Origin of the sequence: Pseudomonas sp. D3-10, from assembly GCF_051132175.1 — a bacterium.
Lineage (GTDB): Bacteria > Pseudomonadota > Gammaproteobacteria > Pseudomonadales > Pseudomonadaceae > Aquipseudomonas.
The window spans coordinates 1,606,272-1,622,195 of the sequence record NZ_CP071668.1; the positions used below are offsets into that span (position 1 = coordinate 1,606,272).

A 15,924-nucleotide genomic window follows, 5' to 3' on the forward strand; every position below is an offset into this window, starting at 1 on the left:
CACAGATAATGGCTATCGAGATCAAAGCCCCCACTTTCCCGGAATCGGTTGCCGATGGCACCATTGCCACCTGGCACAAAAAACCGGGCGACGCGGTCAAGCGCGACGAACTGATCGTCGACATCGAAACCGACAAGGTCGTGTTGGAAGTACTGGCCGAAGCTGACGGCGTCCTGGGCGCTATCGTCAAGAACGAAGGCGACACCGTGCTGTCCGCTGAAGTCCTGGGCTCCATCGAAGAGGGCGGTGCTGCCGCCGCCGCTCCAGCCGCCGCTGCCGCACCGGCTGCTGCTCAAGCCGACGCGCCTGCTGCCTCGGGCGAAGACGATCCAGTCGCCGCTCCGGCCGCTCGCAAGCTGGCTGAAGAAAACGGCATCAACATCGCTTCCGTTGCCGGTACCGGCAAAGGCGGTCGCGTGACCAAGGAAGATGTGGTTGCAGCCGTTGCCGCCAAGAAAGCCGCTCCAGCCGCTGCCCCGGCCAAGCCAGCCGCGCCTGCCGCTTCCGCGCCAGTGTTCGCTGCCGGTGACCGCGTTGAAAAACGCGTTCCGATGACCCGCCTGCGTGCCAAGGTCGCCGAGCGCCTGGTTGAAGCCCAGTCGAACATGGCGATGCTGACCACGTTCAACGAAGTCGACATGACCGAAGTCATGGCCCTGCGTTCGAAGTACAAGGACCTGTTCGAGAAGTCCCACAACGGCGTACGCCTGGGCTTCATGTCGTTCTTCGTCAAGGCTGCCACCGAAGCTCTGAAACGCTTCCCGGCCGTCAACGCGTCGATCGACGGTTCCGACATCGTGTACCACGGCTACGCCGACATCGGTGTTGCGGTCTCCAGCGACCGTGGCCTGGTGGTTCCGGTCCTGCGCAACGCCGAGCTGATGAGCCTGGCCGAAATCGAAGGCGGCATCGCTACCTTCGGCAAGAAGGCCCGTGACGGCAAGCTGTCCATCGAAGAGATGACCGGCGGTACGTTCACCATCACCAACGGTGGTACATTCGGTTCGATGATGTCGACCCCGATCGTCAACCCGCCGCAAGCGGCTATCCTGGGCATGCACAACATCCTGCAGCGTCCGATGGCGATCAACGGTCAGGTCGTGATTCGTCCGATGATGTACCTGGCACTGTCCTACGATCACCGCCTGATCGACGGCAAAGAAGCCGTGACGTTCCTGGTAACCATCAAGAACCTGCTTGAAGACCCGGCTCGTCTGCTGCTGGATATCTGATTTTCGCCGCGAGGGCCGGTCTGTCGACCGGCCTCTTGCTGAAACAACCGGTTTCGTCCCTCGACGGTCATCACAAGTGATCGTCCGGTTTGATTCGAAAAGGAATGACTCATGACTCAGAAATTCGACGTGGTAGTGATTGGTGCGGGCCCTGGTGGCTACGTAGCGGCCATCAAGGCTGCGCAACTGGGCCTTACCACTGCCTGCATCGAGAAATACACCGACAAGGAAGGCAAACAGGCCTTGGGCGGTACTTGCCTGAACGTCGGTTGCATTCCTTCCAAGGCGCTGCTGGACAGCTCCTGGAAATACAAGGAAGCGAAAGAAAGCTTCAACGTTCACGGTATCTCTACCGGTGAAGTGAAAATGGACGTCGCCGCGATGGTTGGCCGAAAGGCTGGCATCGTCAAGAACCTGACCAGCGGTGTCGCCACCCTGTTCAAGGCCAACGGCGTGACCTCCATCGAAGGCCACGGCAAGCTGCTGATGGGCAAGAAAGTCGAAGTGACCAAGCCGGACGGCTCGGTTGAAGTGATCGAAGCCGAAAACGTCATCCTGGCGCCGGGCTCGCGTCCGATCGATATCCCGCCTGCTCCAGTCGACCAGAACGTGATCGTCGATTCCACCGGCGCCCTGGAATTCCAGACCGTGCCAAAACGCCTGGGCGTGATCGGCGCTGGCGTGATCGGCCTCGAGCTGGGTTCGGTATGGTCGCGCCTGGGCGCTGAAGTGACCGTGCTCGAAGCCCTCGACACCTTCCTGATGGCCGCCGACGCCGCGGTTTCCAAGGAAGCGCTGAAGACCCTGACCAAGCAAGGCCTGGACATCAAACTGGGCGCCCGCGTGACCGGCTCCAAGGTCAACGGCGACGAAGTCGTGGTGAACTACACCGACGCCAACGGCGAACAGACCATCACCTTTGACAAGCTGATCGTGGCCGTCGGCCGTCGTCCAGTGACCACCGACCTGCTGTCCGCCGATTGCGGCGTGGAAATCGACGAGCGCGGTTTCATCGCGGTCGATGACCATTGCGCAACCGCCGTACCGGGCGTCTTCGCCATCGGCGACGTGGTTCGCGGCATGATGCTGGCCCACAAGGCTTCCGAAGAAGGCATCATGGTCGTCGAGCGCATCAAAGGCCACAAGGCCCAGATGAACTACGACCTGATCCCATCGGTTATCTACACCCACCCGGAAATCGCATGGGTTGGTAAAACCGAGCAGGCCTTGAAAGCCGAAGGCGTTGAAGTTAACGTCGGCACCTTCCCGTTCGCCGCCAGTGGCCGTGCCATGGCAGCCAACGATACCGGTGGTTTCGTGAAAGTCATCGCCGATGCCAAGACGGATCGCGTATTGGGCGTTCACGTCATCGGCCCAAGCGCTGCCGAGCTGGTCCAGCAAGGCGCGATCGGTATGGAATTCGGCACCAGCGCCGAGGACCTGGGCATGATGGTCTTCTCCCATCCGACCCTGTCCGAAGCGTTGCACGAAGCGGCCCTAGCTGTGAATGGCGGCGCCATCCACGTGGCCAACCGCAAGAAGCGTTAATAGATAATAAGAAACCACGGCGGTATCGGCCCGTCGTGAGCCTTGCGTGCAAGACTCACCGCGGAATGTCCGCTGGACGCAGTCTTGCGTAGCAGCACCGGTTGACCGGAACGCTACGCAAGCAGCAGTCACAGGTGGTGCGGCACCACAACGGTGCAGCACCGAATGCGCAGTACCTAACGAAGACGGTAATAAGCATGAATCTTCACGAGTATCAGGGTAAGCAGCTGTTCGCTGAGTACGGCCTGCCAGTATCCACCGGCTACGCTGTAGACACCCCGGAAGCGGCAGCAGAAGCTTGCGACAAAATCGGCGGCAGCGAATGGGTCGTCAAAGCCCAGGTTCACGCCGGTGGTCGCGGTAAAGCGGGCGGCGTCAAGCTGGTTCGCAGCAAAGAAGACGCCAAAGCCTTCGCACAGCAGTGGCTGGGCAAGCGTCTGGTGACCTACCAGACCGACGCCAACGGTCAGCCAGTCACCAAGATCCTGGTTGAATCGTGCACTGATATCGCTAAAGAGCTGTACCTGGGCGCTGTCGTTGACCGTTCGAGCCGCCGCATCGTGTTCATGGCTTCCACCGAAGGTGGCGTGGACATCGAGAAAATCGCTCACGACACCCCTGAGAAAATCCTCAAGGCCACCATCGATCCACTGGTTGGCGCACAGCCGTTCCAGGGTCGCGAGCTGGCATTCCAGCTGGGCTTGGAAGGTAAGCAGGTCACTCAGTTCGCCAAGATCTTCGTAGGCCTGGCCAAGCTGTTCCAGGACCACGACCTGGCACTGCTGGAAGTGAACCCGCTGGTGATCAAGGCCGACGGCGATCTGCACTGCCTCGATGCCAAGATCAACATCGACGCCAACGCCATGTACCGTCAGCCTAAGCTGAAGACTTTCCACGATCCGTCGCAAGACGATCCGCGCGAAGCGCACGCTGCCAAGTTCGAACTGAACTACGTAGCCCTGGAAGGCAACATCGGCTGCATGGTCAACGGTGCCGGCCTGGCCATGGGTACCATGGACATCGTCAACCTGCACGGCGGCAAGCCAGCCAACTTCCTCGACGTGGGCGGCGGTGCTACCAAGGAACGCGTTACCGAAGCGTTCAAGATCATCCTGTCCGACACCAACGTCGCTGCAGTACTGGTCAACATCTTCGGCGGCATCGTTCGTTGCGACATGATTGCCGAAGGCATCATCGGCGCCGTGAAAGAAGTCGGCGTGAAAATCCCGGTTGTTGTTCGCCTCGAAGGCAACAACGCTGAGCTGGGCGCTAAAGTACTGGCAGAAAGCGGTTTGAACATCATCGCTGCTACCAGCCTGACCGACGCTGCTCAACAAGTCGTTAAAGCTGCGGAGGGCAAATAATGAGCGTCCTGATCAACAAAGACACCAAGGTTATCTGCCAGGGCATTACCGGTTCGCAAGGTAGTTTCCACACCCAGCAAGCCATCGAGTACGGCACCCAGATGGTTGGCGGCGTAACTCCGGGCAAGGGCGGCACCGAACACCTGGGCCTGCCTGTCTTCAACACCGTGAAAGACGCCGTAGCGGCCACTGGCGCCACCGCCAGCGTGATCTACGTTCCAGCTCCTTTCTGCAAGGACTCCATCCTTGAAGCAGCGTTCGGCGGCATCAAGCTGATCGTTTGCATCACCGAAGGCATCCCGACCATCGACATGCTGGAAGCCAAGGTCAAGTGCGACGAACTGGGTATCACCCTGATCGGCCCTAACTGCCCAGGCGTGATCACTCCAGGCGAATGCAAGATCGGCATCATGCCAGGTCACATTCACTTGCCAGGCAAGGTCGGTATCGTTTCCCGTTCCGGTACCCTGACTTACGAAGCCGTGAAGCAGACCACTGACGCCGGTTTCGGTCAGTCGACTTGCGTCGGCATCGGCGGTGACCCGATCCCAGGCTCCAACTTCATCGACATCCTGAAGCTGTTCCAGGAAGACCCGAAGACCGAAGCGATCGTCATGATCGGTGAGATCGGCGGTTCCGCTGAAGAAGAAGCCGCAGCCTACATCAAGGCCAACGTGACCAAGCCGGTTGTTTCCTACATTGCTGGTGTGACTGCTCCTCCGGGCAAGCGCATGGGCCATGCTGGCGCAATCATCTCTGGCGGCAAAGGCACTGCTGACGAGAAGTTCGCTGCGCTGCAAGACGCAGGCGTGAAAACCGTGCGTTCGCTGGCAGACATCGGCAAGGCCCTGGCCGAGCTGACTGGCTGGGAAATGAAGAAGTAAGCTTCGGCTGACTTTTTTGTTTCAGCAACAAAGGCCACCTTCGGGTGGCCTTTGTCGTTTCTGGCATTGGATCGCGTTTGCCCTTGTGCGAACCCGGTTAGCCGGAAAAATAGATACGTAAACGCGACACAGAAACGTCGTGTATCGGATAGTTCGCCCTGTAACAGTGCGTTTTTCCGCCAAATTCGTTAGTCTGGCGGCCAATTTTGCGACCGCGGCCCACAAGGCGGCGATGCGCTCAACGGGTCGATCCCATACGGATCGGCAGCATTTCCCTCACCCTTCAGGGAAATCCCTCTCTAAATTCCGATTCAGTAGTGTGGTTTCCTTAATGAAAGTGTTGAAAGGTCAGGACATCCTGGCGCTTGGTTTCATGACATTTGCCCTGTTCGTCGGGGCCGGCAATATCATCTTCCCGCCTATCGTTGGTTTGCAGTCCGGGCCTCATGTCTGGATGGCGGCGTTGGGCTTCCTGATCACTGCGGTTGGGTTGCCGGTGATCACCGTCGTTGCGCTGGCGAAAGTCGGTGGCGCGATGGACGCGTTGAGCAGCCCAATCGGCAAGATTGCCGGTGGCTTGCTGGCGGCAGTCTGTTACCTGGCGGTCGGCCCGCTGTTCGCCACGCCCCGAACCGCCACCGTATCGTTTGAAGTAGGCCTGGCGCCGCTGACCGGCGAAAGTCCGTTGGCGCTGTTTCTCTATAGCGCGGTGTACTTCCTGCTGGTGTTCTTCATTTCGCTCTATCCAGGACGCCTGCTCGATACCGTCGGGCGCTTTCTCGCCCCGCTGAAAATCATCGCCCTGGCCGTGCTCGGCATCGCTGCGTTTGCCCTGCCCGCAGGCGATATCGGCGTGGCGACACCCGAGTACGTGGCGGCTCCGTTTTCCCAAGGCTTCATCAATGGTTACCTGACCATGGATACCCTTGGCGCTCTGGTGTTCGGAATTGTTATCGTCAACGCCATCCGTTCTCGGGGCGTCGAGTCGCCGGCCTTGATCACCCGTTACGCCATCATCGCCGGGCTGATTGCCGGTGTGGGGCTGGCGCTGGTTTATGTCAGCCTGTTCCGCCTGGGCTCCGGTAGCCACGAAGTGGCGGCGGGCGCGACCAACGGCGCCGCTGTGTTGCACGCCTACGTACAGCACACCTTCGGCAGCCTGGGCAGCGGCTTCCTTGCGGTGTTGATCTCCCTGGCATGCCTGGTGACCGCCGTCGGCCTGACCTGCGCCTGCGCCGAGTACTTCAGCCGTGTACTGCCGCTGTCCTACAAGACCTTGGTGATCATCCTCGCGGCATTTTCGCTGCTGGTGTCCAACCTGGGCCTGACCAAGCTGATTGCCTTCTCGATCCCGGTCCTGACTGCGATCTATCCACCTTGTATCGCGCTGGTGGCCCTGAGCTTCTGCAAGGATTTCTGGCACGAGCAAGGTCGGATTGTCGGCCCGGTCATGCTGGTGTCGTTCCTGTTCGGCTTGATCGATGCGCTCAAGGGGGCAGGGCTGGCGGATTGGATGCCGGCGCAACTGGCCCATCTGCCGTTGAGCGAGCAAGGCCTGGCGTGGCTGGTGCCTTCGGTCATGACCCTGGCGGTCGCTGTGGTGTGCGATCGGTTGCTGGGCAAGCGCAGCGAAGCCTTGGCTTAAGCGTCTCGCTGCAGCTCACCGATAAGACCGAAATGCCCCGTATCAGTCGATACGGGGCATTTTTTTGCCCGCGGTGTCTCCCACGGGGTTCGCTGATACTATTGCCACCGATTTTGTTTCTGCCACAGGGAATTGCATGTCATTCATCCAAGCCAACCTGATCCATCTCCTGGCCGCGGTATGGTTCGTCATCTGCTGGGCCGGTTATACCCGGTATGCCTCTTGGAAGGCTCGCGACACGGCATGCTTGGCCAGCGTTATGCATTTGTACCGTGAAGACTGGATGCGACGCATGTTGCTGCGCGACAACCGCATCGCCGACGCCAGCGTGATCGGCAACCTGGAGCGCAACGCCTCGTTTTTTGCCTCCAGTACGTTGATTATCCTGGCGGGTATCCTGACGGTGCTCGGAGCGTCTGATCGAGCGGTTTCGTTGCTGGCTGACCTGCCGCTGGTGCAGCAGGCCTCCCAAGGCATGGCGGAAGTGAAGCTGCTGTGTCTGGCGTTGGTGTTCGTCTATGCGTTCTTCACGTTCAGCTGGTGCATGCGCCAATACAATTTCGCCGCCGTCCTGGTGGGGTCGGCGCCGATGATCGGTGAGCGGCACGTGTCCGAGCTTGAGCGCAAGGCCTTTGCTTCGAGGGCGGCGCGGGTTATTTCCATGGCGGCCAACCAGTTCAACTTCGGTTTGCGTTCCTATTATTTCGGCATGACCATGTTGGCCTGGTTCGTCAGCCCGTGGTTGTTCATGTTGATGAGCGCCGGCGTGGTCTTTGTGTTGTATCAGCGCGAGTTCCATTCGGACGTGCTGGACGTCATGGTCTATACGCCCACCGAGGCACCAGCGCCCGAAACCGGCAAGGAAACTGCCTGACGGCGTGACTGGTTGAATCGCAGGCAAAAGAAAACCCGCACCAGGCGGGTTTTCTTTTACTGCTAAAACCGTATCAGTTGGTTTTAGGCGCGTCGGCAGGGGCTTGTTCCTGTTGCGCGGCATTGTTCGATTCAGCCTGATCTTTGGCGGCTTCGGCGTTTTCTTTCGCCGCGTCGTTCACTTTATCCTGTGCTTTGTTCATGTCTTGCTGAGCTTGTTCAGCGTGTTGTTGGGCATCTTGAGCCTTGTCCTCGGATTTTTTATCGCAGGCAGCGAGACCGAGAGAGGCGGCCAACATCAAGGCAATAGCTAAAGTCTTACGCATGGGGTGTTTCTCCTTATGGATATAACTACTGGCCTTTTGAACCGTGCCCTCAGGGTTAAGTTCCTCTCGCTCGTTAGATATATAACTTTGCACACCGATGGAACTTTGCCGGGTGCACCTGAAAGTCCCTGAAGGAGTTATCGGTCAATGGCTGAAGATCCCGTTTTTGAGCGCGCGACCCGTTTTTTATCGGCGCTCAGGCATTGCCACGTGCTAGGCATCAAACTGCACAGCGCCAGTCGCGATGGGTTGACGCTGGAGTTGCCCTACAGCGCGCATCTTGTCGGCAATCCCCTGACGGGCATTGTCCATGGCGGAGCGCTGACTTCACTGATGGACACCGCCTGCGGCATGTCGACCTTATGTGTACTGCCGCAATTCGAAGTCTGCCCGACATTGGACCTGCGCATCGACTACATGCACGCTGCCAGGCCCAACAAGGCCATCTATGGCTTCGCCCAATGCTATCGGGTGACGCCGGATGTGATTTTCAGCCGGGGATTTGCCTATCAGGATGATCCCGAGCAGCCCATTGCCCACGTCGTGGGTACTTTCATGCGCCTGGGCGATAACGCCCGAGGACTCAAGGGAGGCGGCCCCACGGCTGCCGCGCTGACACCATGACCGATCTTACCGAGGTGCAACTGCGCCAGGCTTGCGAGCAGGGTGACGTCGCGATGCTGCTGGCTTCGATTCCCTATGCGCGGCTCATCGGCGTCGAATGCACCCGCCAGGGTGATGATCTGCTGTTTCGCCTGCCGGCCAATAAAGACAACATCGGTAACCCTTTACTGCCCGCTATCCACGGCGGGGTCATCGCCGGATTCATGGAGCTGTCGGCCGCCGTTCATCTGCTGATTGCCACCCGTGCGACCGGTGTGCCGAAGATCATCGATTTTTCCCTGGATTACCTGCGTGCCGGGCAGTTCCGCGACACCTTTGCCCGGTGCCAGGTCTGGCGCCAAGGGCGGCGCGTGGCCAACGTGGCGGTCACGGCCTGGCAAGAGTCCGAAGCCGAACCCATTGCCACCGCCCGTGCCCATTTCAAGATCCCGGGGCCCTCCAGGCCGAGCGGCCCTTGAAATCATCAACGTTGCCCCCACCTTGTGGACATCCCGCCGCCATTCTCTGCGAGGCGGACACCACCATCCACTTGGAGTTTGATGACCATGAGCGTGGAAACTCAAAAGGAAACCCTGGGCTTCCAGACCGAGGTGAAGCAACTGCTGCACCTGATGATTCACTCGCTGTATTCGAATAAGGAAATTTTCCTCCGCGAGCTGATTTCGAACGCCTCCGACGCTGTCGACAAATTACGTTTCGAAGCGCTGTCCAAGCCAGAACTGCTGGAGGGCGGCGCCGAGCTGAAAATCCGTGTGAGCTTCGACAAGGACGCCAAGACCGTCACCCTCGAAGACAACGGTATCGGCATGAGCCGCGACGAGGTGATCACGCACTTGGGCACCATCGCCAAGTCCGGCACCGCCGATTTCATGAAAAACCTGTCTGGCGACCAGAAGAAGGATTCCCACCTGATCGGTCAGTTCGGCGTCGGATTCTATTCCGCGTTCATCGTTGCCGATCACGTTGAAGTGTTCAGCCGCCGTGCCGGCCTCGCCCCGAGCGAAGGCGTGCACTGGTCCTCCAAGGGCGAGGGCGAGTTTGAGGTCGCGACCATCGACAAGGCCGATCGCGGCACCCGCATCGTCCTGCACCTCAAGTCTGGCGAAGACGAGTTCGCCGATGGCTGGCGCCTGCGCAACATCATCAAGAAGTACTCCGACCACATCGCGCTGCCGATCGAGCTGCCGAAGGAAGCCACCGCTGCCGAAGGCGAAGAAAAGCCCGAAGTGGAATGGGAAACCGTCAACCGCGCCAGTGCCTTGTGGACCCGTCCGCGCACCGAAGTAAAGGACGAGGAATACCAGGAGTTCTACAAGCACATCGCCCACGATTACGAAAATCCGCTGAGCTGGAGCCATAACAAGGTCGAAGGCAAGCTGGAATACAACTCGCTGCTGTACGTGCCGGCCCGCGCGCCGTTCGACCTGTACCAGCGCGAAGCGCCACGTGGCCTGAAGCTTTACGTGCAGCGCGTGTTCGTAATGGACCAGGCCGAATCGTTCCTGCCGCTTTACCTGCGCTTCATCAAGGGTGTGGTGGATTCCAATGACCTGTCGCTGAACGTTTCGCGGGAAATCCTGCAGAAAGATCCGATCATCGACTCCATGAAGTCGGCGCTGACCAAGCGCGTGCTGGACATGCTGGAGAAACTGGCGAAGAACGAGCCCGAGCAGTACAAGAACTTCTGGAAAAACTTCGGCCAGGTCATGAAAGAAGGTCCGGCCGAAGACTTCGCCAATAAAGAGAAGATCGCTGGCCTGCTGCGCTTTGCCTCGACCCAGGGTGAGGATGGCGAACAGATCGTTGGCCTGGCCGACTATCTGGCTCGCGCCAAGGAAGGACAGGACAAGATCTACTACCTGACCGGCGAGACTTATGCACAGGTCAAGAACAGCCCGCACCTGGAAGTCTTCCGCAAGAAAGGCATCGAAGTGCTGCTGCTGACCGATCGCATCGACGAGTGGCTGATGAGCTACCTCAACGAGTTCGACGGCAAGAGCTTCGTCGATGTGGCCCGTGGCGATCTCGACCTTGGCAACCTGGATTCGGAAGAAGACAAGAAAGCTGCCGAAGAAGTCGCCAAGAGCAAGGAAGGCCTGGTCGAGCGGATCAAGACTGCCTTGGGCGAAGCCGTCAGCGAAGTGCGGGTTTCCCACCGCTTGACCGATTCCCCGGCGATCCTGGCCATCGGTGAGCAAGACCTCGGTTTGCAGATGCGCCAGATCCTCGAAGCCAGCGGACAGAAAGTCCCGGACTCCAAGCCGATCTTTGAATTCAACCCGGCCCACCCGCTGGTGGAGAAGCTCGACAACGAGCAGAACGAAGAGCGTTTCGGCGACCTGTCGCACATTCTCTTCGACCAGGCGGCCCTGGCGGCTGGCGACAGCTTGAAAGACCCGGCTGCGTATGTACGTCGCCTGAACAAGCTGTTGGTTGAACTGTCAGCTTGATCAAGTGAGACAAAACCCGCTTCGGCGGGTTTTGTCATTTCTGGTGTTCAGTCAAAGAGGAGTCCGTCATGAGTCAGGTTACGGTTCGTTCGCTGGTCTATCAGGTCGATGGTCAAAGTTATGAGGGGCGCCTGGCCTTCGACGTCAATCAACAGGGCCCACGTCCGGGTTTGCTGATGGCGCCGAACTGGATGGGTGTTGGGGCGGGGGCCGAGGAAATCGCCAGGTCTGTGGCGGCAAACGGATATGTGGTGCTGATTGCCGACCTTTACGGGCAAACAGTGCGCCCGAGCAATGCCGATGAGGCGGGAGCGGCGATGATGCCGCTCAAGAACGACCGGGCGTTGTTGCGCAAGCGCATGCAGGCAGCGTTCGAGCAACTGCAGAGCCAGGACCAAGCGAAGGTCGACACGGCGAAGCTGGCCGCTTTTGGTTTTTGCTTTGGGGGATGCTGCGCCTTGGAGTTGGCTCGCACTGGCGCACCCCTGAAAGCGACGATCTCATTCCACGGCACCCTGGATACGCCGAACCCGGCTGATGCCCAGAACATCGAGGGCGCGGTATTGGTCCTGCACGGCGCCTCCGACCCGCTGGTGCCAAAGGAACAGCTGCCGGCCTTCGAAGATGAAATGAACGCGGCTGGGGTGGATTGGCAATTGCTGAGCTACGGCGGTGCGGTGCACTCGTTCACCGACCCGCAGGCCAATGTGCCTGGCAAGATGATGTACGCCGCCAAGGTCGCCGGACGGGCGTTCCGCTCGATGCATAACCTGCTGGATGAAGTGTTCAAGGGCTGACGTCGGGCCCGGATCTCTTTTGTCTGGTACAAAGCCATCGCGAGCAAGCTCGCTCCCACATTGGATCAAGTTGTTCTCGGCATTTGCGAACCGCACCGATTCAGTGAGGGCGCGAGCTTGCTCGCGATGTCTGCCTGATAGGCAACCCTTGAATCAGGGCAACTCGATCCGCTCGCTTTCCCCTGGTACGGTTGGCCAGTCCCCGGCCGCCCAGCGTCGGCGGGCTTCGTCTATGCGGGCCGGGTCGCTGGAGACGAAATTCCAATTCATCCGCCGTGGCCCATCCAAGGGCGCACCGCCGAACAGCACGGCATGGCACTCGGTGTCGGCAGACAGCGTCATTTCTTCCCCTGCAGGCAATATCGCCAGCGAATGGGGCTCAAGCGGTTCACCGTCCAACTGCGCCTCGCCGCCCAGGATGTACAGTGCGCGTTCTTCATGTTCCGTGGGAATCAGCAGCGTCGTTGCGGTCTGCAGGTTCAGTTCGGCATAAAGCGTAGGAGACAGCACCGGCACCGGCGATTCCAGGCAAAAGCCTGACCCGGCGATCATGCGGATGCTCACCCCCAGGTTCTCACTGACCGGCAGGCTCTGTGCCGGATGATGGCTGTAGTGCCCGGGACCTTCCTCGTGAGACTTGGGCGAGGCCAGCCAGATTTGCAGCCCATGCAGCACGAAGCCGCTTTCCAACAACGCTTTCGGTGTCCTCTCGACATGGGCAATGGCGCTGCCGGCGGTCATCCAACTGACATCCCCGGCGTTTACCACCTGATCGGAACCGAGGCTGTCCTTATGCTGGATCTGGCCCTCGAACAAGTAGGTGAGGGTGGACAGACCGATGTGTGGATGTTGGCGAATGTTCATGCCTCGACCGGCCGGGTAGGACGTTTGCAGCATATGGTCGAAAAACACGAAAGGTCCGACGCTGCGGCATTTAGCGGACGGCAAGGGCCGAAGAATCGGCTGGCCTTCCACGTCTTCTGCGCGGGGACGAACGATGAGGGGAGCGGTCATGGTGTCTTCCAGGTTGAACGACGGATGGGCAGAGCATAACCCGAGGTTGCAACGGACGGCAGCGCCGGCTTGAACCCAGGCGGGACGGCTGGGGTCTATGCTGCTCATGGCCTATGGAGAATCCCCGTGCCCTCGATCCGTTTGATGTTCGCCTGCCTGCTGGCCGTTACGTGCAGCACCGCCTCGGCTCGCGAATATGCCTACAGTGATGCGCACCTGCATTACGTCGATTTCTTCCAGGAAACCGCCGGCATGGCCAAGCTCCTCAAGGCCATGGCGGACAATCGCATCGAGCATGTGATGATTTCCGGCGTTCCCGTGGCGAAGAAATGGCACGAAGACGAACCCAAGCGACCGCGTTACTACGCCGGTGACGATGCGGACGCCTATTGGTACAGCGCCACCGATGTGATTGTCGCTGCCGCGGTGTCCAAGCTCCCCGCTGAGCAACGCCAGCATTTCCATCCATTCTTGTCGGGCTTCAACCCCAATGACAAGAACTCCGATGCGCATATCCAGCGCATGCTCGATCTCTATCCGGGGCTGTGGCAAGGCATCGGCGAAGTGTTCACCCGTCATGACGACCTGACGGCGCTGACCTCCGGCGACACGCCGCGCGCCAACAACGAAGCCATGACCCGCATCTATCACCTGGCGGCGGAGAATGATCTGCCCGTGATGCTGCATTCCAACATCACGTCCAAGCGTGAGAGAAATCCGCTGTACCTGGCAGAAATCGAAGAACCGCTGCGCAACCATCCACACACACGGTTCATCTGGGCCCATGCCGGCACGAGCATGGAGATTCACCGGCACCAGACCCGGCTGGATTTTCTGCTGCCGACCCTGACGCGGATGCTGGAGTCTTATCCCAATCTTTTCATCGACCTGTCCTGGAGCATGCTCACGCCGTATCTACTGGATGAGGCGGGCAAGCCCCGGGATGAATGGTTGAAACTGGTGGAGCGCTTCCCGGAGCGGTTCATGGTGGGATCGGACGTGGTAGGACGATTCAATAAATTGGGTAAGGAGTTGCACAGCTTCGATCCGTTCCTGGATGCCTTGCCTGAGGATGTGGCGCGGAAGGTGGCGCGGGATAACTTTCTGGCGGTGTTGCCGCGCTCAGTCGCCCGCTGAGCCCGCTCTTGTCGCGAGGGAGCAAGCTCCCTCGCCACAGGTCAACCCTGTATCCGGGCTTTAGCTGGCCTGTTGAACACCGCTTTGTCATCAGCCTGTCACCCCCGCGTCATACCCTCGCGCTCATCTCAATCAAGGAGCGCACCATGCACCTCACCCGTTCAAGCGCACTGCTCGCGCTGTTGTTGACCTGCGGCCTGGCCCAGGCGGAAGTTCGTGTCGAAGGCCCGGTGGAATATGGGGTATTCGAAGGGCCGAAGGCCGAGTTGCAATCGGGCGAGCGGGTCTTGCGTCGCAGCAATGAGCAGATCCGCCAGACCGAAAGTGTTCCGGCCAAGCTGGGTACGAAGTTCGGCATGCGCTATCAGTTGGCGGGCAAGGTCGCTGACGACCAGCCGTTGACCCTGTTGTACTTCACCCCCGGTATCCGCACACCCGATGGCGTACGCCACGACAAATTCGAAGTCATCCAGAAACTGGTGGCCGGCGCGCCCCAGGACGTCATGGCCTATGAATTTACCGAAAGCCACGAAGTGGTGCCGGGGGAGTGGCGGTTCATGGTGTTCCAGGGGGATCGGCTGTTGACGCAGCAACGGTTTGTCGTGCGCTGAAACTTCATTTGCACAGATCAAAGTGTGGGAGCGAGCCTGCTCGCGAAGGCGGTATGACAGTCAGAGCGTTGTTGCTTGATACTCCGCTTTCGCGAGCAGGCTCGCTCCCACAAGGAATTCAGGCATATCCGTCAGACAAAAAAACGCCCCGAACCAGTCGGGGCGTTTTTGTGTGTGGCGTACCAGCGGGAATTACTTGCCCTGCCAGCGCTTCATCACCAGGGTAGCGTTGGTGCCACCGAAGCCGAAGCTGTTGCTCATCACGGTGTTGATGGTGGCGTTCTCGCGAGTTTGGGTCAGGATAGGCAGGTCGGCCACTTCCGGATCCAGTTCGTCGATGTTGGCGGAACCGGCCATGAAGTTGCCTTCCATCATCAGCATGCAGTAGATCGCTTCGTGAACGCCGGCGGCGCCCAGGGAGTGACCCGACAGGCTCTTGGTGGAGCTGATGGCCGGGGCCTTGTCGCCGAACACTTCGCGCACACCCTTCATTTCCGCGACGTCGCCGACCGGGGTCGAGGTGCCGTGGGTGTTCAGGTAGTCGATCGGTGCATCGACGGTGGACATGGCCATCTGCATGCAGCGCACGGCACCTTCACCGCTCGGTGCGACCATGTCATAGCCGTCGGAGGTGGCGCCGTAGCCGACGATTTCCGCGTAGATCTTCGCGCCACGGGCGAGGGCGTGCTCCAGCTCCTCGACCACGACCATGCCACCACCGCCGGCGATGACGAAACCGTCACGGTCGGCGTCGTAGGCACGGGAGGCTTTTTCCGGCGCGTCGTTGCGCTTGCTGGACAGGGCGCCCATGGCGTCGAACAGGAACGACTGGCTCCAATGTTCTTCTTCACCGCCACCGGCGAACACGATGTCCTGCTTGCCCATCTGGATCTGTTCCATGGCGGTACCGATGCAATGGGCACTGGTGGCGCAGGCGGAAGCGATGGAGTAGTTCAGGCCCTTGATCTTGAACGGCGTGGCCAGGCAGGCCGAAACGGTGCTGCTCATGGTCCGCGTGACGCGGTACGGGCCGACACGCTTGACGCCTTTTTCGCGCAGGATGTCCAGCGCTTCCATCTGGTTCAAGGTGGAGGCGCCGCCGGAACCTGCTACGAGGCCGGTCCGTACGTTGGAGACCTGCTCTTCGGTCAGGCCGGAGTCAGCGATGGCGTCTTTCATGGCCAGGTAGGCATAAGCCGCCGCGTGGCCGACGAAACGGTAGATCTTGCGATCGATCAGCTCTTCGAGGTTCAGGTCAATGGAGCCGGAAACCTGGCTACGCAGACCCATTTCGGCATATTCCGGATTGAACCGGATGCCAGGGCGACTTGCACGCAGGTTAGCGGAGACGGTCTCTTTGTCATTGCCCAGGCACGAAACGATGCCCAGACCAGTGATAACGACGCGGCGCATGCGGAT

15 protein-coding genes are annotated in these 15,924 nt (G+C 59.8%); 12 read left to right on the plus strand and 3 right to left on the minus strand.

What is annotated here, in order from left to right; all coding sequences use genetic code 11:
• The first annotated feature begins 8 nt into the window (after window positions 1–8).
• From odhB to J3P90_RS07200, 6 genes are all read left to right on the plus strand, one after another.
• On the plus strand, window positions 9–1,232 hold the full coding sequence (gene odhB, locus J3P90_RS07175; protein ID WP_420766933.1) for a 2-oxoglutarate dehydrogenase complex dihydrolipoyllysine-residue succinyltransferase: 1,224 nt from the start codon (window positions 9–11) through the stop codon (window positions 1,230–1,232).
• A 111-nt stretch (window positions 1,233–1,343) separates the two neighbouring features.
• Complete coding sequence (lpdA, locus tag J3P90_RS07180) at window positions 1,344–2,780, plus strand: dihydrolipoyl dehydrogenase (protein WP_420766932.1); 1,437 nt, start codon at window positions 1,344–1,346, stop codon at window positions 2,778–2,780.
• 197 nt (window positions 2,781–2,977) lie between these two features.
• On the plus strand, window positions 2,978–4,144 hold the full coding sequence (gene sucC / locus J3P90_RS07185) for an ADP-forming succinate--CoA ligase subunit beta (protein WP_003179235.1): 1,167 nt from the start codon (window positions 2,978–2,980) through the stop codon (window positions 4,142–4,144).
• Window positions 4,144–5,028, plus strand: coding sequence for a succinate--CoA ligase subunit alpha (gene sucD / locus J3P90_RS07190; protein WP_039594137.1), 885 nt, complete (start codon window positions 4,144–4,146; stop codon window positions 5,026–5,028). The genes sucC and sucD overlap by 1 nt, the downstream gene beginning before the upstream one ends.
• A gap of 331 nt (window positions 5,029–5,359) precedes the next feature.
• Entirely contained in the window at window positions 5,360–6,673 is a 1,314-nt protein-coding gene (gene brnQ / locus J3P90_RS07195; protein ID WP_420766931.1) for a branched-chain amino acid transport system II carrier protein, read from the plus strand.
• A 136-nt stretch (window positions 6,674–6,809) separates the two neighbouring features.
• Window positions 6,810–7,547, plus strand: a complete 738-nt coding sequence (locus J3P90_RS07200) for a DUF599 domain-containing protein (protein WP_420766930.1) — start codon at window positions 6,810–6,812, stop codon at window positions 7,545–7,547.
• A gap of 73 nt (window positions 7,548–7,620) precedes the next feature.
• On the opposite strand, the gene J3P90_RS07205 is transcribed toward J3P90_RS07200, so the two are convergent.
• A complete protein-coding gene (locus tag J3P90_RS07205; RefSeq protein WP_420766929.1) occupies window positions 7,621–7,872 on the minus strand; it encodes a hypothetical protein in 252 nt (83 codons plus the stop codon).
• A gap of 147 nt (window positions 7,873–8,019) precedes the next feature.
• Here J3P90_RS07205 and J3P90_RS07210 point away from each other — a divergent pair, with 147 nt between their 5' ends.
• From J3P90_RS07210 to J3P90_RS07225, 4 genes are all read left to right on the plus strand, one after another.
• Window positions 8,020–8,496 (plus strand): PaaI family thioesterase, encoded by a 477-nt coding sequence (locus tag J3P90_RS07210; protein WP_434560070.1) that lies wholly within the window; start codon window positions 8,020–8,022, stop codon window positions 8,494–8,496.
• Window positions 8,493–8,954, plus strand: a complete 462-nt coding sequence (locus J3P90_RS07215; RefSeq protein ID WP_434607166.1) for a PaaI family thioesterase — start codon at window positions 8,493–8,495, stop codon at window positions 8,952–8,954. Before J3P90_RS07210 ends, J3P90_RS07215 begins: the two co-directional genes overlap by 4 nt.
• A gap of 87 nt (window positions 8,955–9,041) precedes the next feature.
• Entirely contained in the window at window positions 9,042–10,946 is a 1,905-nt protein-coding gene (htpG, locus tag J3P90_RS07220; protein ID WP_434676025.1) for a molecular chaperone HtpG, read from the plus strand.
• 68 nt (window positions 10,947–11,014) lie between these two features.
• A complete protein-coding gene (locus J3P90_RS07225; RefSeq protein WP_434676026.1) occupies window positions 11,015–11,743 on the plus strand; it encodes a dienelactone hydrolase family protein in 729 nt (242 codons plus the stop codon).
• Window positions 11,744–11,896: 153 nt separating this feature from the next.
• Here the strand turns inward: J3P90_RS07225 and J3P90_RS07230 are convergent, their stop codons facing one another.
• Complete coding sequence (locus J3P90_RS07230; RefSeq protein WP_434676027.1) at window positions 11,897–12,757, minus strand: pirin family protein; 861 nt, start codon at window positions 12,755–12,757, stop codon at window positions 11,897–11,899.
• 144 nt (window positions 12,758–12,901) lie between these two features.
• On the opposite strand from J3P90_RS07230, the gene J3P90_RS07235 reads away from it, so the two are divergent.
• Window positions 12,902–13,894 carry an amidohydrolase family protein gene (locus tag J3P90_RS07235; RefSeq protein ID WP_434676551.1) on the plus strand — a complete coding sequence of 331 codons (993 nt, stop codon included), beginning with the start codon at window positions 12,902–12,904 and terminating at the stop codon, window positions 13,892–13,894.
• A 146-nt stretch (window positions 13,895–14,040) separates the two neighbouring features.
• Window positions 14,041–14,505, plus strand: a complete 465-nt coding sequence (locus J3P90_RS07240; protein WP_434607158.1) for a DUF3859 domain-containing protein — start codon at window positions 14,041–14,043, stop codon at window positions 14,503–14,505.
• A 192-nt stretch (window positions 14,506–14,697) separates the two neighbouring features.
• Here the strand turns inward: J3P90_RS07240 and fabB are convergent, their stop codons facing one another.
• On the minus strand, window positions 14,698–15,918 hold the full coding sequence (fabB, locus tag J3P90_RS07245; RefSeq protein WP_420766921.1) for a beta-ketoacyl-ACP synthase I: 1,221 nt from the start codon (window positions 15,916–15,918) through the stop codon (window positions 14,698–14,700).
• Window positions 15,919–15,924 lie beyond the last annotated feature (6 nt).